Genomic DNA, 18,970 nt, shown 5'->3' on the forward strand with positions numbered 1-18,970 from the left:
CGGCCGCCCGGCGAAGAAGACGGCGCCCGACGCCGCTCCCCTTTCACCTGGAGGAACGCCATGTCGAAGCTGCTCATTCCCTCCCTCGATCGCCGCGGGTTCCTGTCCGGCGCTGCCGCGCTCGCCGCCGGTGTTTCCTTGCCTGGCGGCACCTTCGCCAAAGCCCCGCTCGCGAACAGCCAGGTGCCCTATTATTACCGCTTCGCGCTCGGGCAAGCCGAGGTCACGGTCGTGTCGGACGGGCCGCTGCCGCTCGGCGATCCCGGCTCCAGCTTCCTCGGCCTGCCCAAGGAGCAGGTCTACGGCCTGCTCGAGACGAATTTCCTGGCCAAGGACAACGTCGTGCTCGAGCAGAACATCCCGATCGTCAATTTCGGCGACCGGCTGGTGATGTTCGACACCGGCATGGGCTTCTCCAAGGCCTTCGGCCCGACCACGGGCCGGCTGCTGAAAAGCATGCAGGAAGCCGGCATCGATCCGGCCTCGATCGACGCGATCGTCTGCAGCCATGCCCATATCGACCACACCGGCGGCATCTGCTCGGCCGAGGGTAAGCCGAATTTCCCCAATGCGCAGATCTATATCAACCAGGTCGACCATGATTACTGGCTCGACGACGCCCGGCTCGGCACGCCGTTCAAGGCCTTCGGCGAGCATGCCCGCGCAAACTTACGCCCGGTGCGCGACCGCATCGTCTTCTTCAAGGACGGCCAGGAGTTCCTGCCGGGCATCACCGCGATCTCGGCGCCGGGCCACAGCCCCGGCCATACCATCTTCAACGTCTCCTCGGGCGGGAAGTCCTTCACCTTCCTCGGCGATCTCACCCATCATCCGGTATTGCTCACCGAGAATCCGCGCGTCGAGTTCGCCTATGACTGGGATCCGAAGATGTCGGTGCAGTCGCGGGTGAAGCTGCTGACCATGCTGGCCGAGCAGAAGACGCCGGTGATGTCCTATCACTTCGCTTGGCCGGGCTTCGGCAACCTTGCCAAGGCCGGCGATGGTTTCCGATACTATCCAGCGCCAATGCAGATGCTGCGCGGCTGAGCCGGTCCTCCCCCAGGCTCGGCTTGTGCGGCGGCCATGGGTGCCTGGGCGCGGCCCCGGGCACCCATGGCCACAATTATTGTCGGATAGCGGTGTTCCGCCAGCGTGCGGGGGCGCTAATCCTCGTGCAGCGGGCGCGGCACCGTCACGGGCCGCGCCTCACGCGCCTGCGCCGCCAGCCTGACCGGCGCGTTGACCGCGCCGAAACCGCGATAGCCGCCACGCCGCTCGACGATCTCGAAGAAGAAGCGCTGGGCGAAGACGTGAGTATAGACCTGCAGGAACTCGGCCTCGCCGTCGCGATCGTAGAGGATGTGGTGCTCGCGCAGCCGGTCGAGGAAGGCCGGCTCCAGCCCGTAGCGGGCTTCGAGATCGTCGTAATAGTTCTCGGGAATATCGAGGAAATCGAGCCCGGCGGCCCGCATCGCCGCCACGGCCGCAAAGATGTCCGGCGAGGTGAAGGCGATGTGCTGAACGCCCGAGCCGAAATGCTCGGAGACGAAGCGCGAAGACAAGGTGCGGGTCGCCTGCGAGCCGTTGAGAATGAGGCGGACCGAGCCGTCCGCGTTGACGAGCGGTCGGCTCTGCACCAGCCCGGCGGGGTCGGCGATGGCGAGCTGTGGCACGCGGTCGAGCGCGAAGAGCGAGGTGTAGAACAGCAGCCAGGATAGCATCTCGTCATAGTCCATCGACTGCGAGATGTGGTCGACCGCGGTGAGCAGGGTGGGGGCGTTCTCGCCTTCACCGGTGGCGATGAAGTCGTCATGCCAGCTTTGGGCGCCGTCCGGGCGCGGCTCGGTGAAATAGATCAGGCTGCCGCCGACGCCGCGGATCGCCGGGATCTCCATCTCGCCCGGTCCGACCGATTGCTCGAAGGTCGTATCCTTCAGCGCCCGGGCGCGGGCCATCGTCGCCGCGACATCGGCGACGCGCAGCGCCAGCGCGCAGACGCCGGGCCCGTGCATGATCGCATGCGACTGGGCGAAGCCGTCCTTCTCGGTGTTGACGATCAGGTTGATGCCGCCCTGGCTCCAGCGTGTCACCGACTTGCTGCGATGCTCGCCGTTTCTGTGGAAGCCGAGCGCCGCGAACAGGCTGGTCAGTGCCTGCGCCGGCTCCTCGTCGAGCGCGAACTCGATGAATTCGACGCCGAGCAGCGGCGCACGGTCCGGCATCTCGGCCTTGGCGGGATCGCTCAGACGGGTGGTCTGGTCGGCAAGCTGGATCAGCGAGCGCAAGCCGTCGACCGCGACGCGCTTGGCCGAGCCGGCGCGGAACTGGTCGTTGAAGATCTCGAGCGAGAGCGGGCCGGAATAGCCGGTCGCCTCGACTGCCCGGAGGAAATCGGCGACGGGCAGGTCGCCCTGGCCCGGGAAGTTGCGGAAATGCCGGCTCCAGCTCAGCACGTCCATGTCGAGCTGGGGGGCGTCGGCGAGTTGGACCAGCTCGATCCGGTCGCCGGGGATCGAGGCGATCGGCTCCAGTGGCGAGCGCCGCGCCAGCGTGTGGAAGGAATCGAGGATCAGGCCGATGCGCTCATGGTTTGCCCGGCGCACTATCTCCCAGGCGTCACGATAATCATTGACGTGCTTGCCCCAGGCGAGAGCCTCGAAGCCGACGCGCACGTCATACTTGCTGGCGAGGTCGCCGAGCTCGCTGAGATCGTGGGCCGCGCGGTCGATACCCCCCAGCGATTGCGGCGAGACGTTCGAGCAGATCAGCATCAGCTTGGCGCCGAGCTCGTTCATCAATTCGAACTTGCGCCGCGCCCGTTCGAAGGTGCGCCCGCGCAGCGGCTCCGGCATGCCTTCGAAATCCCGGAACGGCTGGAAGGCGACGATGGCCAGGCCGAGATCAGTGATCATCCTGCCGACATCGCGCGGATTGCCGTCGAAGGTCAGGAAATCGTTCTCGAAGACTTCGACCCCGTCGAAGCCGGCTGCGGCAATGGCGCGGAGCTTGTCGGCGAGATCGCCGGAGAGCGAGACGGTGGCGATCGAGGTCGGGTTCATGGGCTCAGGCCGCTTCCGTCATCGCCCCGCCGAGGAAGAGCTGGCCGACGCGCGGATCGGCGAGGATGTCGGCGGCCGGACCCTGCATGCGGGTTCGGCCGAGCTCCAGCACCAGGCCCTCGTCGGAAATCTCCAGCGCCGAGCGGGCGTTCTGCTCGACCATCAGGATGGTGACGCCTCTGGTGCGCAGCTCCTTCAGGATGTCGAAGGTCTCCTGCACCAGCATCGGCGAGAGGCCGATCGAGGGTTCGTCGATCAGCACCAGCTTGGGATCGAGCAGAAGTCCGCGGACGATCTCGAGCTGCTTCTGCTGGCCGCCGGAGAGGGTCGAGGCCTGGACGTCGGCCTTGGCGCGCAGCGACGGGAAGCGGTCGAGGGCTGCCTCGATGCGCTTGGGCATATCGGTGATCTGGCTGCCGGCCGCGACCGCGCCGAGCTCGATATTGTGGCGCACCGAGAGCTCGGGGAAGATGTTGCGGCCCTGCGGCACATAGCAGATGCCGGCTTCGAGCAGCTTGCGCTGGTTCCAGTTGGTGATCTCCTGGCCTTCCAGCCGGATATGGCCCTCGCGCACCTTGATCAGGCCGAAGATCGCCTTGAACACGGTAGACTTGCCGGCGCCGTTGGGACCGATCACGGTGGTGATCGCGGCGCGCGGCACCTTGAACGTGGTGCCGTTGAGGATGGTCATGGCGCCGTAGCCGCCGACCACGCCGTCGAGTTCGAGGATGGGGGTGGTCATGGGATCGCTCCTCAATGCCCGAGATAAGCTTCGATGACCGCCGGATTGGCGCGGACCTCGGCCGGAGTGCCCTCGGCCAGGACCTTGCCCTCGGCCAGCACGATGACGCGCGAGCACAGCGACATCACGAAATCCATGTTGTGCTCGATCACCACGAAGGTCGCGCCCTGCTCTGCATTGATGGCGCGCAGGCGTTCCTTGAGGTCGCCCAGCATGGTCAGGTTGACGCCGCCGGCCGGCTCGTCGAGCAGGACGAGGCGAGGGCCCGCCATGAAGGCCATCGCGGCGTCGAGCAGCTTCTGCTGGCCATAGGAGAGCCCGCCCGCCTTGGCCTCGGCGAGATGGCCGAGCTTGAAGAAGCCGATCATCTGCTCGGCCTTGGCCGAAAGGCCGGCATCGCGCGGCCCGAAGAAGCGCGAGAGCATCGTGCCTTCGTGCTCCTGCCCGGCAAGGATCAGGTTCTCGCGCACCGAGAGCTCGGGGAAGACCTGCAGCAGCTGGAAGGTACGGCTGACGCCGAGCCGGTTGAGCTCGGATGGGCGCATATTGGTGACGTCGCGCCCGTCGAGCTTCACCGCGCCCTCGGTCGGCTCCAGCTGGCCGAGGATGCAGTTGAACAGGGTCGACTTGCCGCAGCCATTGGGGCCGATGATGCCGAGGATCTCGCCTTCATTGACCTTGAAGGAGACGCCGTTCACCGCCTTGATGCCGCCGAAGGCCTTGTGCAGGTTCGAGACTTCGAGGACCTCAGTCATCGCGCGCCCTCCTTCTTGCCGGTAAGCTTCGCCCAGCCTCGTTCCAAGAGGCCGCTCATGCCTTGCGGGCAGGCGATCAGCAGCAGCATGACGATCGCCGCGAAGATGATCAGGTAGAGCGAACCGGCAAAGCGCAGCCATTCCGGCAGCACGACGCCGAGCAGCGCCCCGATGAACGGCCCGAGCAGATAGCCGGCGCCGCCCGCGACCACCATCAGCAGCAGGAAGAAGCTCTGCGACAGCGAGAAGGGCGAGGGGTCGATGAACTCGACCAGCGGTGCATAGAGCGCCCCGGCGAAGCCCGCATAGGCAGAGCCGATCGCGAAGGCGAGCAGCGTGTACATGCGGGTGTCGATGCCGAGGCTCGCGGCGCGGATCGGGTTCTCGCGCAGCGCCGTGAAGGCGCGGCCCCAGGGCGAGCGGATCATCCACCAGAGCACGACCGCGAGCAGGAAGGTGACGACGACGACGAAGCGATGGAAGGCGAGCGCTCCGTCGAGCTTCAGCCCGAAGAAGCTCGGGCGCGGGATGTTGGAGAGGCCGAAGACGCCGCCGGTGAGCCATTGCTCGTTACGCAGCACAAGCCAGATCAGCGTCGAGAAGGCGAGCGTCACGAAGGCGAGATAATGCGCTTTCACCCGCAGCGCCGGGAAGCCGAGCACGAGCCCGACCGCGAAGGTGAGCACGCCCGAGATCGCGAAGGAAGCGTACCAGTTCAGCCCGACCTTGCTGGTCAGGAGCGCTGTCGCATAGGCGCCGATGCCCATGAAGGCGGCCTGCGCCAGCGATTTCAGGCCGGCGTAGCCAAGCGTCAGGTTGAGCCCCATCACGGCGACGCTCATCACCAGCCAGAGCGAGAGCACATAGGTGCCGTAGCGGCCCATGCCGGAGGGAGCGAACCAGAGGATCACCGCGGCGGCGACCAGCGTCAGCAGCGTGCCGTCGACGAAGGCGGGCAGGGGCAGGCGGCGCGCCGCCGGAGCGGCGCTGTGGGTTGCGGGCGCGGTCATACCCGGCGCTCCTCTTTGCGGCCCATCAGGCCTTCCGGCTTGACGAGGATGACGACGACCAGGAGCACCAGCGGCACGGCGAGCCGGTAGGAGGTCGAGATGTAGGCTGCCGCCATGCTGTCGACGATGCCGACGATCAGCCCGCCGACGAGGGCGCCGCGAACCTGGTTGAAGCCGCCGACGATCGCCGCGATGAAGGCGAACAGGCCGATGACCTCGCCATTCGAAAATTTCGCCAGATAGATCGGCGAGATCAGCACGGAGGCGACGACGGCGAGCGCCGCATTGATCACGAAGGTCAGCAGCACCATGCGCTCGACCGGGATGCCGAGGATGCGCGCAACCGTCGGGTTCTGCGCGGTCGCCTGCATCTGGCGCCCGAGCCGGGTGCCGCCGACGAACCATTGCAGCAGGCCGATGACGGCGAAGGCGACAGCGATGATCGCGACATGCTGCAGCGAGATCGCCGCGCCGAACACCGAGATCGTCTCGGTCGGCACGAAGGAGGGGAATTTCTGCGCCTCGGCCGAGAAGCCGTCCTTGGCGCCTTCCTTCATGATGATCGACAGCGCCATGGTCGCGATGGCGAGCGGCAGGACGCCGTGCCGGATCATCGGATCGACGATCGTCAGCTTGAAGCCGACCCCGAAGATCAGGATGAAGGCGGCGATCCCGATCAGGGCTCCCAGCCAGATCGGCGCGCCGAACAGCTTGATCGCCAGCAGCACCAGCACCGCCGGCAGCATCACGAACTCGCCCTGGGCGAAGTTGATCGTCTGCGAGGTCTGCCAGACCAGAGTGAAGCCGATCGCGGCCAGGGCATAGATCGCGCCCGTGGCGATGCCGGCGATGAGATAGGCGAGGAATTCGGCCATGGCTTTGCTCTCGCTCGATGCCTTGAGCGTCATGGTCGGGCCCGACCCGACCATCTCTGGATAGTGAGATTCTCGGGCGGCGCGCCGCGCCACCCGAGAATGACGCGCCTGTTACGGGTTGATCTTCGGCAGCGTCGCCGTGATCACCTGCTTGCCGTCCTTGACCTCGGCGAGGAAGCTCTCGCGGTCGAGGTCGCCGTTCTTCTCGATCGTGGTCTCGATCAGGATGCCCGGCTCTTCTGCGGTCTTGATCGTCGCGCCGCGCAGCGTGTCGGCGACGCCCTTCTTGTCGAACTTCTTCTGCTTCTCGGTCGCCCATTTGACCATGTAGACGGCCATGTAGCCCTTCAGGCCGTTATGATCGGAGGCGTAGTTGTACTTGGCCTGGAACTTCTTGCCGAATTCCTGGAAGGCCGGGATCGGCGCGTCGATCGACAGGCCGACATGGCCCTTGACGCCATTGGCGGCATCGCCCGCGAGCTCGATCACCTTGGCGCCGAGCAGCGTCGTCTCGCCGACCATCGGCTTGGTGATGCCCTGCTGCTTGGCGGCGCGCAGGAAGCGGGCGCTCTCTTCCTCGTTCAGATAGACGAAGATCGCGTCGGCGTTGGAATTCTTGACCTTGATCGCATCGGCGGCGAAGTCGGCCTGGCCCTGCTCGGTGGCGACGTCGACCGCGAGCTTGATGCCGGCCTTCTCGAGCTCGGGGATGATCGCGTCGCGGCCGCCCTTGCCGAAGTCGTTGTTGACCCAGACTACGGCAACCGAACCGGCCTTGACCGTGTCCTTCAGATATTTGGCGATCTTCGGCATCGCCGCGCTCTGGCTGAGCGAGGTGCGGAACAGGTACTGGTTGCCCTGCTTGGTCAGGCCGGCCGCCTCGCCGCCGACGAGCTGGGCGATCTCGGCGCGCTGGGCGATCTGCATGGAGGCGCCGATCGGGCCGGAGAAGACCGGGCCGAGCACGGCATAGGTGCCCTCGTCGATGGCGCGCTGCACCGCGGCGCGGGTGTTACCCGGATTGGTCTGCGTGTCGTAGTGGACGATCTCGATCTGCTTGCCGAGGATGCCGCCCTTGGCGTTGATGTCGGCGACGGCGAGGTCGATGCCGTTCTTCCAGTTAGTGCCGGCGGTCGCGCCCGCGCCCGAGAGCTCGACGACGTCGACCAGCTTGACCTTGTCCTGCGCCAGAGCCGGCAGGCTGACGGCCATGCCGAGCGCGGTGGCGATGATCCAGTGCTTCTTCATGCTCGTTTCCTCCACTCGTCCTTCACGTTTCTTGATCCCCGCCCGGTGCTGTCCGGGTCGTCTTGCTCAGGCGGCGCGATCGGCTTTCTCGCGCGCCGCGATCACCGCGTCGAAGGCCGCGCCGATCACTGCTTCCGAAGCGTCCAGCCCGGTGAACAGCCGGAAGGCGTCGACGCCCTGGTGGATGGCGAGCTCTCGCCCGGTCATCACCGTTGCGCCGGCCTTCTGCGCCGCTTTCAGCAACGGTGTCCAGAGCGGGTGATAGACCGCGTCCGCGATCCATTGCGACGCCTGGATCGCGCCAGCGTCGATCGGGATTCCGCGGTTCGGCAACATGCCGATCGGCGTGCCGTTGACGATGCCGGCGGCACCGTCGGCGGCGGTTTCGGCGCTGCTGGCGATCATGGTCTCGGCCCGCCCGTCCAGGGCGGCTGCGAGCGCCTCGGCCTTGCTGCGGTCAGTGTCGTAGAGCCTGAGCCGGCTGACGCCGCTGCCGGCGAGCGCGAAGGCGATCGCCCTGCCGACGCCGCCCGCGCCGATGATCGCGACCGGCCTGTCGCCATCCTGGCGGCCGAGCCGGCGATAGGCGGTGGCGAAGCCCGAGGCGTCGGTGTTGTGGCCGATCAGCCTGCCATCGTCGACGACGACAGTGTTGACCGCGCCCATCGCCGCGGCCTGCTCCGACAGCCCGTCGAGCAGCGGCACGACCGCTTCCTTGTAGGGGAAGGTGACGTTGATGCCGGAGAAGCCGAGCCGGCGGATGCCGTCGAGCATTGCGACGAGATCATCTTGCCCGGCACCGGCGACCTCGATCAGATGGTAGTGCGCCTCGATGCCGGCCGCCCGCGCCGCCGCCTCCTGCGCCGCCGGCGTCGCCGAATGCGCGATCGGCGAGCCGATCAGCCCGAGCAGCACCCGCTTGCTCTTCCTGGCGGTGACGATGGTCGACATTCCATTCCCTTCGGGCGCCCGTCTTGGCAGGCTTCCTCAATCGCTCCGACATAAACCGATTTGAACCGCTAACGCGATAACCAATTTGTCGCTAGCGCCTAACCTGATGTTATCTTTCAGGGTGAACCTGCAAGCCGTGGCCCAACCACCGCGTTCATCTCTTCGCGCAGCAGTTTCACGAAGGTCTCGGCATAGAGCGAGGGGGCCTTGTCGTTCTTCATCGCGACATAGGTCTGGAAGCTGGTCGGTTCCTCGATCGGGATGGTGACGATGCCCTGCATCGAGCCATGGGCGACGGTGAACTGATCGATGATGGCGATGCCGAGCCCGGCCCTGACCAGCGAGCAGACCGTGGTGCCGAAGCGCGCCTTGATCGCCATGTCGTAGCGCAGTCGCTGGTGCTCGAAGATCTCGCTCATGATCCGCCCGTAAGGGTCGTTCGGATCGATGCCGATCAGCTGATGCTGCACGATCTCGCGGGCCGAGATGCTGCTGCGGCCGGCGAGTGCGTGGCCCTGCGGAACGATGCAGAGCAGTTCGCCCATGGCGAGCGGCATGAAATCCAGGCCGGGGTGGTCGAGCTTGTAGCTCATCGCCACGATCTCGCCCTTGCCGAGCAGGAGGTAGTCGAGCGCCTCCTCGATCTTCAGGATGTTGATGTCGATGCGCAGGTCGGGGTGCTTGCGCCTGAGGCGTTCGATCGCGCGCGGCACCATGACATGGCAGATGCTCGGCACCGAGCCGAGCTTGAACTCGACATCGCCGCCGCGCTCGATCCGGGCCAGCATCGAGTGCAGGTCGTCGACCTTGCGATAGACGCCGTTGATCTGCTCGAAGATGTCCTTGGCTTCCGGCGTCGGCACGTAGCGGCCATGCTTGCGCTCGAACAGCTTGAGCCGGAGCGTCCGCTCGGTGTGCTTCATCAGCCGGCTGATGCCGGGAGCGGAGACGTTGAGCAGCTTCGCTGCGCCGGCGATCGTGCCGGTGATCATGATCGCCCGGATCACCTCGATCTGGCGCAGCGTGAGCATGGGTGGCGTGTCCTCGCCGGCTTCTTGACGACAGCGGAGGCGAGGGCTGGCTGCCTGTCAAGGCGGGAGGGCGTAGTCCGGTCGAGGCTGATTGACTCTGGCGCGGTTTATTCGTCACCTGCCCCTACGTCGTCTATGGATCCGGGGGGATGGATATGGCGAACCAGGCTCACCCGGCGGCGCCGCATCACCTGCCCGCCTTCATCACCGATCCGGGCGGCACGGATTATCTGATGGTCGCCGCGGCGATCCTTCTGATCGCTGCCGTGCTCGGCGTCGGCCTGCTCTTTCTGCGCCTGCACACCTTGCCCGAGCGCATCGCGCATAAATCGCACAAGCTGCAGTTCGAGATCGTCGCCGTGCTCGGGCTGCTCGCCCTGTTCACGCATGTGCATCTGTTCTGGGTGATCGGCCTGCTGCTTGCCCTGATCGACGTCCCCGATTTCTCGGGCATGTTCAGCCGCATGGCCGGCGCGCTCGAAAAGATCGCAGGCATCGCGCCCGGGCGCGGCGGCGAAGCCGCTTCAGACGTCGAGCATGGCATCGTCCCGCCGGAAGGCGAGCAGTCACCTGCGTCGGTCGTAGCTGCCGCGCCTGCCGGCCAGCACTGAGGGGGCGGCGATGCTCGAACTTCTCATCTGCGCACTCTTCACCCTCGTCCCGGACTACCTCTACCGCCGCTATGGCCAGGGCAAGCGGCTGGGCAAGGAGATCACGCTCTACTCGGCCTGGTTCGAACTGCGCTGGGGCATCGTCACTTGCGTGATGCTGACGGTCGGGCTGATCACGGTGATCTTCTACAATCACCCCTCGACGACATCAGCCACGGTGTTCTTCCGCAGCGTTCCGATCGTGCCGGAGATCAACGGCAGGGTCGCGCAGGTCCATGTCGGCGTTAGCGGCAAGGTCGCGCAGGGCGCACCGATTTTCACGCTCGACAGCACCAGCCAGCAGGCGGCGGTCGAGACCGCGCGGCGCAAGCTCGCCGAGGTCGATGCCGCGCTGGTGGTCGCGAGGGCCGACATCCTCACCTTCGACGGCAAGATCCAGGAAGCGAAGAGCGCGCTGCAGCAGGCGCTCGACGAATTGCAGACCAAGCGCGAACTGAAGCGGCGCAACGACGACATCGTCGCGACCCGCGAGATCGAGCGGCTGGAGAACATCACCGCAGGACGCGAGGCCGCGGTCGCCTCGACCACAGCGTCGCAGGCCGCCGCCCAGACCAAGATCTCGACCTTGCTTCCGGCCGAGCGGGCCAGTGCCGAGGCCGCGCTGGCGCAGGCCGAGGTCGAGCTGAGCAAGACCGTGGTGCGGGCCGGCTTCAACGGGCATGTCGAGCAGTTCACGCTGCGGCCCGGCGACATCGTCAACCCGTTCATGCGTCCGGCCGGCGCGATCATCCCGGAGGAGGCCGGCCGCGGGCGGCTTCAGGCCGGCTTCGGCCAGATCGAGGCGCAAGTGATGAAGGTCGGCATGGTCGCCGAGGTCACCTGCATCTCGAAGCCCTGGACAATCATTCCGATGGTCGTGACCGGCGTGCAGGATTTCATCGCCGCTGGCCAGCTCCGCAGCGGCGAGCAACTGATCGACGCCCAGCAGGTCGTGCGGCCGGGGACGATCCTGACCTATCTCGAGCCGCTTTACCCGAATGGGCTCGACGGGGTGACGCCGGGCTCGAGCTGCATCGCCAATGCCTACAGCAACAATCATGACGTGATCGCGGCCAAGGAGACCGGCACGCTCCGCCGTATCGCGCTGCACGCGGTTGATGCGACCGGAATTGTGCACGCCATGCTGCTGCGCATCCAGGCGCTGGTGTTGCCGATCAAGACGCTGGTCTTCAGCGGCCACTGAGGTTGGCCGACCGCTTCCTTGGCTGGGGTCGGGGCTGCTCCTGCCGGGTGGCCGCTGTACCCATCTCCCTGAACGCTTCGACATTCGCCGCGCCGCTGCGCATGGCCGTGTCCATGCGGCCGTCATGCATCATGCCGTAATTCTCGAGCTGGGCATCGTGGATGCAGCCGTCCATCCGGTTGCAGGCGGCCGCGGGGCTGGCCAGCAAGCTTGCGGACAGGGCGATGACGGCCGACGCGGCGAGCGCGCCGGCGGTGATCCGTGGGATCATCGGCGTTCTCCATGGTCGTTGGGCGGGGCGTGTGCGAGGTGCGTCGGAGCGCCTTACTTCTTGCCCTTCTTGTATTGAGCGTAGAACTGGTCGGCCATGCTGCGCAGGGCCCTGCCGATATTGGCGTATTCGTACTCGTTGAGATTGGCGAGCGAGGCGCGCCCGGCCGGCTGCTTCGTGCCGAAGCCGCGCCCGGGCAGCAGCACGATCCCGGTCTCGTCGGCGATGCGGAACAGGAAATCGCCGGCGGCCGAGCGCTTGAGCACCCAGGCGGCGAACTCCTCGCCATAGAGCTTGCGCGCGATTTCCTCGAGGTCGAGCAGGGTGTAGTAGTCGACGGCGTTCGGATCGCTGTCCTGTTCGATGCCGAGCTCGCGATAGAGCGCAGTCTCGCGCCGGCGGATCAGCTTCTTCAGCTCGGCCTTGTAGCTGTCGCTCTCGTCCATCAGCGCGAACAGCGAGAACAGCACCATCTGGATCTGCTGCGGCGTCGACAGGCCGGCGGTGTGGTTGAGCGCCACCGCCCGGCTATCGGCGACGATGCGGTCGATGAAGCGCAGCGAGCGCACATCCGGCAAAAGCGAGCCATAGCGGTGGTCGAGGCTCTTCTTGGCCTTTTCGGGCAGGGCGTTGAGCGCGCTGTCGAAGACGTTCTGCTTGTGCGTGGCGATCACGCCGAGGCGCCAGCCGGTCGCGCCGAAATATTTCGAGAACGAGTAGACCAGCATGGTGTTCTGCGGGCAGGTCGCGAACAGCGAGCGGAACTCGTCGGCGAAGGTGCCGTAAACGTCGTCGGTCAGGATGAACAGGTCCGGCCGATGATCGCGCACGATCGCGGCGACGCGGTCGAGGCTGCGATCGTCCATCTTGACCGAGGGCGGGTTGCTCGGGTTGACGCAGAAGAAGATCTTGACCGCCGGGTCCTTGAGCTTGTCGAGTTCCTCGTCCGGGAATTGCCAGCCCTTGGCGGGGTCGGCGTTGATCGCGACCTCGACGAGCCCGTATTCTTCGAGCTCGGGGATCTCGATATAGGGCGTGAACACCGGCAGGCCGATCGCGACCTTGTCGCCGCGCTTCAACAGGCCGTTCTGCTTCAGCGTGTTGAAGATATAGGCCATCGCCGCCGTGCCGCCCTCGGTGGCGAAGAGGTCGATGCTGCCCGCCGGCAGGAAGCCGCCGATCATCTCCTTGACGATGTACTGCTTGACGATCTCCTCGCTGATCCTGAGCATCCGCGGCGGCACGGGGTAGTTGCTGCCGAGGATGCCCTCGACCATCTCGTGCAGGAAGTCGGAAGGCGGCAAGCCGAGCTGGTCGCGGACATAGCTCAGCGCCCGGCCGAGGAAGACGACGCCCGGTTGGTCGCGGTGCTCGGCGGTGAAGCGCTCGAACCGTCCTTCGATGCCCTCGATCTTCGGCAGGCCGCCAACGCCGTTCTCCATGTAGGAATAGGAGAGCTCGGCCTCGGCCACGGCGAAGAGGCCGAGGCGGAAGAAGGCGCGGCGGGGCAGGGTGGCCAGGAAATTGGGATTGCCGCGGCCGGCATTGAGCATCAGCCGGTTCGCCTTGCCGGAGGCCAGCTTGATCAGCTCGTCCTTGAGCTCGAACGGGCTGAGCTTGGCGTATTTCGAGTAGTCGGTGGCCATGGCAAACTCCGATCGGTTCAGGCAAAGGCGACGACGAGCGGTCCGAGCAAGGTCAGGAAGACGTTGGCGAGGGCGTAGGTGATGGCGAAGGGCGTGGTCGGGATCGAGTTCCCGGCCTTGTCGAGGATCTCGCCGAAGGCCGGGTTGGCGCTGCGCGAGCCCGACAGGGCGCCGGCGAAGACGGCGGTGTTGTCGTAGCGCAGGACATAGCGGCCGAAGACCATGGTGATCAGCAGCGGCAGCAGCGTCACCACGACGCCGATCAGGAAGATCGACAGGCCCTTGTCGGCGATCGTGCTGACGGCCTGCAGCCCGGATTGCAGGCCCACCACCGCGACGAAACCTGCGAGGCCGAGATCGCGCAGCAGCGTCGAGGCCGCGGTCGGCATGTTGCCGAGCGTCATGTTGCGGCTGCGATACCAGCCGAAGGCCAGGCCCGAGAGCAGGGCGCCGCCGCCGCTGCCCAGGGTCAGCGGGATGTCGCCGATCCGGACCACCGCGAGGCCGATCAGCAGGCCGACCACGAGGCCGAAGCCGTGGAAGACGAAATCGGTCTTGTCGCTCGGGATGATGACGCTGCCGACCTGGCGCGCCACGCGCTGCACATCCTCGGCCGTGCCGTAGAGCGTGGCGACGTCGCCAGGCTCGATCACCGTCGCGCCTTCGAGCGGCAACGCGGTGCCGGCCCGCTTGACCGCGATCACATAGACACCATGGCGCAGATCCGCGGCGGTCGAGCTGCGGATCTCGGCGACGGTGCGCTTGACGAAGGCAGGCGCGGTGATTGCGACGTCGCGGGTGACGACGACCACATCCATGCCCTCCGAGGATTCGAGCTCCGGGCCGAGCTGCTGTGAGAGGCCGACCACGCCCGAGCGGCGCCCGACCAGCAGGACGATGTCACCCGCTTCGAGCTTGAGCGACGGTTCCGCGCCGATCAGCGCGCCGCCGCGCTTGATGCGCTCGATGCTGATCGGCTGGGGGCTGGCGCCCTCGACTTCGGCGACGCTGCGGCCGGCCGCGGTCTCGATGCGATAGATCCGCCCGACCAGATCGGGCGCCGCCGCATGCTCGCCGACACCGTAGCTGCGTGCTCCGGCCAGCATCTCCGCCTCGGCCTTGATCGCGTCGTCGCGAATGCTTCGCCGCATGAACCAGGGCAGGATGTTGACGCAGACGATGATCGCGCCGAACGAGCCGAAGATATAGGTGACGGCATAGCCGATCGCGACATTGGCCTGCAGGCGCTGGGTCTCGTCGGCGGCGAGGCCGAGCTTGCCGATCGCGGCGCCGGCCGTGCCGATGATCGCCGACTGGGTCAGGCCGCCGGCCGCGATCCCGGCCGCCAGCCCCTTGTCGAGCCCGAACATGCGCGCCAGCACGACGACGGTGATCAGGCCGCTCACCGCCAGCACGGTCGCCATCGCGATCTCACGCAGCGACTGGCGCCCGAGCGAGCGGAAGAATTGTGGGCCGCTCTCATAGCCGACCGCGTAGATGAACAGGGCGAACAGGACGGATTTGATGCCGTTGTCGATGGAGACACCGACCTGGCTGATGATCACGGCAGCAAGAAGCGAACCGGCGACGCCGCCGAGCTGGAACTTGCCGAACTGGAATTTGCCGACCCAGTAGCCGATGGCGAGAGACAGAAATAATGCGATTTCGGGCGACTGGGCGAACAGGGCGTGCAGCCAGGACATAAGCGCTCCATCGACATCGAAGTCTGCGGGAACCAAGGTCGTCTGCTGTGCTGTTATTGACTTAAATTATAACCGTTCTGATTGAATATATACATGGTAAGCAACTATCGCGGGCGGTGTCCAGCGCGTTCATCCTCTAACTGAACGCGCCATTATGTCAGGCGCAGCGGCTGCGCCCGTGGATATGCCTTGAGTTTTGAAGGCGCACTGGACTCAGAGCACGTCGCGGACGCGTACCAGCGTCGAGTCCATGTGCTTGCCGATGATCACGGCGAGCGCGTCGCCGTCGCGCTTCAGCAGCGCCTCGATCATCTCCTCGTGCTCGGCCACGGCACCGGCCCATTTTTCCGGGCCTTCATTGCCGACGAAGCGCAGCCGCTTGATCCTGGCCTGCAAGGTGCCGTGCATCTCGACCAGCACGTTGTTGCCGGAGGCGGCGACGATCGCGCTGTGGATCGCCTGGTTGAGCTTGAAGTAGTCGAGCCGGTTGCGGACCCGGTAGAGCTCCATCATCTCGTCATGCATCGCCTTGATCCCGGCGATGGTCTCGTCGCTCGCCTGCGCGCAGGTCATCCGGCCGCCGAGCTGTTCCAGCGTCTTCAGCACTTCGAGGATCTGCAGCAGGTCCTGTGCCGAGAACTTGCGGACGATCGCGCCCTTGGCCGGCTGGATCTCGACCAGGCCCTCGCTCGCCAGCGTCTTGATCGCCTCGCGCAACGGGGTGCGCGAGACTCCGAGCTGCGCGCCGACAGCGCCTTCATTGATGCGCTGACCGGGCGCGAGCCTGCCCTCGATGATCATGTCGCGCAGTCGTTCGAGCACCTCTTCGTGCAGGGTGCGCCGCGTGATGCGCGGATAGACGTCCTGCGCCTCGCTGGACATGCCGGCCTCGTTCGTCATCGCGGCTCTCCTTTGTATCTGTACGGCATGGTGCTTTCGCGCTGTCAACGCGGCCGGGGTTGCTGTGACGCGCCCCTCCTGATCGAACGCGGCCTCGCCTGTGGACAGGTGAAGCCGCTGCCGGACTCGCGGCAGAGTAGTGCAGGAATGTTATGCTGCATACAGCATACTTGCCTTCTCGTCGCTGCCCATGATAGGCCGAAAGCCAAGCAACCGGCTGCGGCCGGCCTCGGGAGGACGAGATGGACATCAAGGCGCAGGCTTCCTTGCCGGTGATCGCGGTCGCGATGGGCGACCCTTCCGGCATCAGCCCCGAACTCACCGCCCGCATCCTGGCCGAGCCTGACTTCAGCAAGGCCGCCCGCTACATCGTCTTCGGCGACTATCGCCTTTTCCAGCTTGGCGCCGACGATGCCGGCCTGACCCCCGATCTCAATGTCGTCGGCGAGGGCGATGCCCTGCCGGCCGATGCCGGCAAACCGATCTTTGTCGATCTCAAGAACCACGATCCGGCCGACCTCCAGCGCGGCACGGCGACGCTCGCCGGCGGCAAGGCCGCGACCGACAATTTCCGCCGCGCGCTGCGCCTCGCCGCCTCCGGCAAGGCCGATGCGGTGTTCTTCACCCCCTTCAACAAGGCGGCGATGCGCTTCGCCTATCCCGGCTATGACGACGAGATCCGCTTCGTGCGCGACGCGATCGCGTTCGAGGGGCCGGCCAGCGAGTTCAACGTGCTGGAGAAGCTCTGGAACGCCCGCGTCACGTCGCATATCCCGCTGTCTGAAGTGGCGCAGAACATCACCCAGGAGCGCATCCTGCGCGCCCTCGATCTCGCAGACCGGAACCTGCGCGCCGCCGGCTTCAATCCGCCGCGCATCGCGGTCGCCGGCATCAATCCTCACGCCGGCGATGGCGGCAATTTCGGCCGCGACGAGATCGAGACGATCGAGCCGGCGGTGAAGGCGGCCAAGGCCAGGGGCTATGTGGTCGAGGGGCCGTTCCCCTCCGACACCGTGTTCCTGCGCGCCAAGAACGGCGATTTCGACGCTGTTCTGACGATGTATCACGACCAGGGCCAGATCGCGATGAAGCTGATGGGCTTCGACCGCGGCGTCACCCTGATCGGCGGCTTCCCGTTTCCGATCTGCACGCCGGCCCATGGCACGGCCTATGAGATCGCCGGCAAGGGCATCGCCAATCTCGGCGCGACCCGCGCGGCGCTCTCGCTCGCGATCAAGATGGCGAGCGAAGGCAAGGCGGCGCGCAAGGCCGCCTGAAAATTACGTCCCGGCGAAGCGGCCGCAAAGAGCCGCGCCCCATTTCAACAATCATCCAGGGAGAAACAGCATGAAACGTTTCTGCATTGCGGCCGGCTTTGCCGTCGCTTCCGTCATTGCCGCGGTGGTTCCGGCTGCGGCCTGGCAGCCGACCAAGCCGATCGAGTTCGTCGTGACCTCGGGCCCGGGCGGCGGCACCGATAATTTCGCCCGCATCGTCCAGTCGATCATCACCAAGCACAAGCTGGTCGAGCAGCCGGTCGTCGTGCTCAACAAGGGCGGCGGCAGCGGCGCCGAGGGTTACATCTACGGCAAGGGCGCCAAGGGTGATGCCCACAAGGTCGTCTTCGGCACCAACAACGCCTATCTGCTGCCCTACGTCGCCAAGCTCGGCTACAAGCTCTCCGACCTGACGCCGGTCTCGGCGCTGGCGCTCGACGAGTTCCTGATCTGGGTGAAGGGTGATGCGCCCTATGCCGACGCCAAGGCCTATGTCGAAGCGGCCAAGGCCAAGCCCGGCAGCCTGAAGATGGCCGGCAGCCAGTCCAAGGATACCGACCAGACGCTGACCGCGATGATCCAGGAGGCGACCGGCGCCAAGTGGATCTACGTACCGTTCCAGGGCGGCGGCGCGGCTGCGACGCAGCTCGCCGGCGGCCATGTCGATTCCAACACCAATAATCCGAACGAGAATATCGGCCAGTGGAAGGCCGGTCAGGTGAAGCCGCTTTGCGTCTTCTCGCCGGTGCGTCTTGCCAAGAGTGATCCGATCCATGACGGCAAGGGCTGGGGCGACATCCCGACCTGCAAGGAAGCCGGCCTGCCGCTCGAGGCCTTCCAGATGCCGCGCACCGTCTGGCTGCCGGCCGAGGTTCCGGCCGATGCCGTCGCCTTCTACGCCGACGTGATGGAGAAGGTCTCCAAGACGCCGGAATGGGCCGAGTTCATCGCCCGGACCGCCCAGACGGCCCGCTTCATGAAAGGCAAGGAGTTCACCGACTTCGTCGCCAAGGACGAAGCCGCCAATGCCAAGGTCTTCAAGAACGAGGGCTGGGTCATCAACTGACCTCGCCGCATCACGCTTGGATCATCCCGGACGGGCACAGCCCGGTCCGGGATGATTGTTCGGAACACCATCAGCATTCGGGAGGAGCGCCGATGATCAGCCGTTTCCAGGCCGAGATCGCGACAGCTTTGGCGACGCTCGCCTTCGGCCTCGTCATCGTCAACGGCGCCCGCGAGTTCGGCATCGGCTGGGATTCCTCCGGCCCGCAGCCCGGCGCCTTCCCGTTCTATTGCGGCCTTTTGATCGCGCTCGCCAGCGCGGGCACGATCGCGACGACGATCGGTCGGCGCATGAGCGGCTCGGCGGCACTCGCCGGGATTGTCCTCGACAAGGAGCAGGGCAAGCGCGTCCTCGCCTTCTTCCTGCCGATGCTCGCCTTCGTTGTGCTGACCGTCACGCTCGGCATGTATGTCGCGATGCTGCTCTATCTCGTCTTCGCGATGCGCTTCCAGGGCCGCTATGGCTGGCTGCCCTCGCTCGCGACGGCCTTCGGCACCGCCGCCTTCTTCTATCTCGGCCTCGAGAAATTCGCCCAGGTCGGCCTGCTCAAGGGGCCGGTCGAGGCGATGCTCGGCCTCTGAA

At 66.1% G+C, this 18,970-nt stretch carries 18 protein-coding genes; 6 read left to right on the forward strand and 12 right to left on the reverse strand.

The features are described from left to right. The first annotated feature begins 60 nt into the window (after positions 1-60). Positions 61-1,047 (forward strand): MBL fold metallo-hydrolase, encoded by a 987-nt coding sequence (locus tag AC07O0_RS03605; RefSeq protein WP_494620100.1) that lies wholly within the window; start codon positions 61-63, stop codon positions 1,045-1,047. A 116-nt stretch (positions 1,048-1,163) separates the two neighbouring features. Here AC07O0_RS03605 and AC07O0_RS03610 read toward each other — a convergent pair whose 3' ends face one another. From AC07O0_RS03610 to AC07O0_RS03645, 8 genes are all read right to left on the reverse strand, one after another. Next, the gene (locus AC07O0_RS03610) at positions 1,164-3,059 is read right to left on the reverse strand and encodes a bifunctional sugar phosphate isomerase/epimerase/4-hydroxyphenylpyruvate dioxygenase family protein (protein WP_494620102.1); all 1,896 of its coding nucleotides are present in this window, start codon (positions 3,057-3,059) and stop codon (positions 1,164-1,166) included. 4 nt (positions 3,060-3,063) lie between these two features. Then, positions 3,064-3,801, reverse strand: a complete 738-nt coding sequence (locus AC07O0_RS03615; RefSeq protein ID WP_494620103.1) for an ABC transporter ATP-binding protein — start codon at positions 3,799-3,801, stop codon at positions 3,064-3,066. A gap of 11 nt (positions 3,802-3,812) precedes the next feature. Next, positions 3,813-4,556 (reverse strand): ABC transporter ATP-binding protein, encoded by a 744-nt coding sequence (locus tag AC07O0_RS03620; protein WP_494620105.1) that lies wholly within the window; start codon positions 4,554-4,556, stop codon positions 3,813-3,815. Continuing rightward, the gene (locus AC07O0_RS03625) at positions 4,553-5,566 is read right to left on the reverse strand and encodes a branched-chain amino acid ABC transporter permease (RefSeq protein ID WP_494620107.1); all 1,014 of its coding nucleotides are present in this window, start codon (positions 5,564-5,566) and stop codon (positions 4,553-4,555) included. The genes AC07O0_RS03620 and AC07O0_RS03625 overlap by 4 nt, the downstream gene beginning before the upstream one ends. Then, positions 5,563-6,441: a branched-chain amino acid ABC transporter permease gene (locus tag AC07O0_RS03630; protein WP_091831401.1), complete on the reverse strand. Its 879-nt coding sequence runs from the start codon at positions 6,439-6,441 to the stop codon at positions 5,563-5,565. The genes AC07O0_RS03625 and AC07O0_RS03630 overlap by 4 nt, the downstream gene beginning before the upstream one ends. Positions 6,442-6,552: 111 nt before the next feature. Beyond that, complete coding sequence (locus tag AC07O0_RS03635) at positions 6,553-7,689, reverse strand: ABC transporter substrate-binding protein (RefSeq protein ID WP_494620109.1); 1,137 nt, start codon at positions 7,687-7,689, stop codon at positions 6,553-6,555. Positions 7,690-7,755: 66 nt separating this feature from the next. Then, positions 7,756-8,640, reverse strand: coding sequence for a shikimate dehydrogenase (locus tag AC07O0_RS03640; protein WP_494620111.1), 885 nt, complete (start codon positions 8,638-8,640; stop codon positions 7,756-7,758). Between the two features lie 116 nt (positions 8,641-8,756). Beyond that, the gene (locus AC07O0_RS03645) at positions 8,757-9,671 is read right to left on the reverse strand and encodes a LysR family transcriptional regulator (RefSeq protein ID WP_494620113.1); all 915 of its coding nucleotides are present in this window, start codon (positions 9,669-9,671) and stop codon (positions 8,757-8,759) included. Between the two features lie 155 nt (positions 9,672-9,826). Between AC07O0_RS03645 and AC07O0_RS03650 the strand changes: the two genes are divergently transcribed. Both AC07O0_RS03650 and AC07O0_RS03655 read left to right on the forward strand, forming a co-directional pair. Further along, a complete protein-coding gene (locus AC07O0_RS03650; RefSeq protein WP_494620115.1) occupies positions 9,827-10,282 on the forward strand; it encodes a hypothetical protein in 456 nt (151 codons plus the stop codon). A gap of 10 nt (positions 10,283-10,292) precedes the next feature. Beyond that, positions 10,293-11,525, forward strand: coding sequence for an HlyD family secretion protein (locus tag AC07O0_RS03655; protein ID WP_494620117.1), 1,233 nt, complete (start codon positions 10,293-10,295; stop codon positions 11,523-11,525). On the opposite strand, the gene AC07O0_RS03660 is transcribed toward AC07O0_RS03655, so the two are convergent. From AC07O0_RS03660 to AC07O0_RS03675, 4 genes are all read right to left on the reverse strand, one after another. After that, the gene (locus AC07O0_RS03660) at positions 11,512-11,796 is read right to left on the reverse strand and encodes a hypothetical protein (RefSeq protein ID WP_494620119.1); all 285 of its coding nucleotides are present in this window, start codon (positions 11,794-11,796) and stop codon (positions 11,512-11,514) included. The two genes, AC07O0_RS03655 and AC07O0_RS03660, sit on opposite strands and share 14 nt — an antisense overlap. Positions 11,797-11,849: 53 nt before the next feature. Then, positions 11,850-13,442 (reverse strand): bifunctional aspartate transaminase/aspartate 4-decarboxylase, encoded by a 1,593-nt coding sequence (locus AC07O0_RS03665; protein ID WP_494620121.1) that lies wholly within the window; start codon positions 13,440-13,442, stop codon positions 11,850-11,852. A gap of 17 nt (positions 13,443-13,459) precedes the next feature. After that, positions 13,460-15,145: an aspartate-alanine antiporter gene (gene aspT, locus AC07O0_RS03670; protein WP_494620123.1), complete on the reverse strand. Its 1,686-nt coding sequence runs from the start codon at positions 15,143-15,145 to the stop codon at positions 13,460-13,462. 213 nt (positions 15,146-15,358) lie between these two features. Beyond that, positions 15,359-16,045: a GntR family transcriptional regulator gene (locus AC07O0_RS03675; protein WP_494620125.1), complete on the reverse strand. Its 687-nt coding sequence runs from the start codon at positions 16,043-16,045 to the stop codon at positions 15,359-15,361. Between the two features lie 242 nt (positions 16,046-16,287). Here AC07O0_RS03675 and AC07O0_RS03680 point away from each other — a divergent pair, with 242 nt between their 5' ends. From AC07O0_RS03680 to AC07O0_RS03690, 3 genes are all read left to right on the forward strand, one after another. Next, complete coding sequence (locus AC07O0_RS03680) at positions 16,288-17,322, forward strand: 4-hydroxythreonine-4-phosphate dehydrogenase PdxA (RefSeq protein ID WP_494620127.1); 1,035 nt, start codon at positions 16,288-16,290, stop codon at positions 17,320-17,322. 70 nt (positions 17,323-17,392) lie between these two features. Further along, entirely contained in the window at positions 17,393-18,388 is a 996-nt protein-coding gene (locus AC07O0_RS03685; RefSeq protein WP_494620129.1) for a tripartite tricarboxylate transporter substrate binding protein, read from the forward strand. Positions 18,389-18,480: 92 nt separating this feature from the next. Then, the gene (locus tag AC07O0_RS03690; protein ID WP_494620131.1) at positions 18,481-18,969 is read left to right on the forward strand and encodes a tripartite tricarboxylate transporter TctB family protein; all 489 of its coding nucleotides are present in this window, start codon (positions 18,481-18,483) and stop codon (positions 18,967-18,969) included. The last annotated feature ends 1 nt before the right edge of the window (position 18,970 follow it).

Source organism: Allobosea sp. GW821-FHT10B12 (assembly GCF_059415545.1).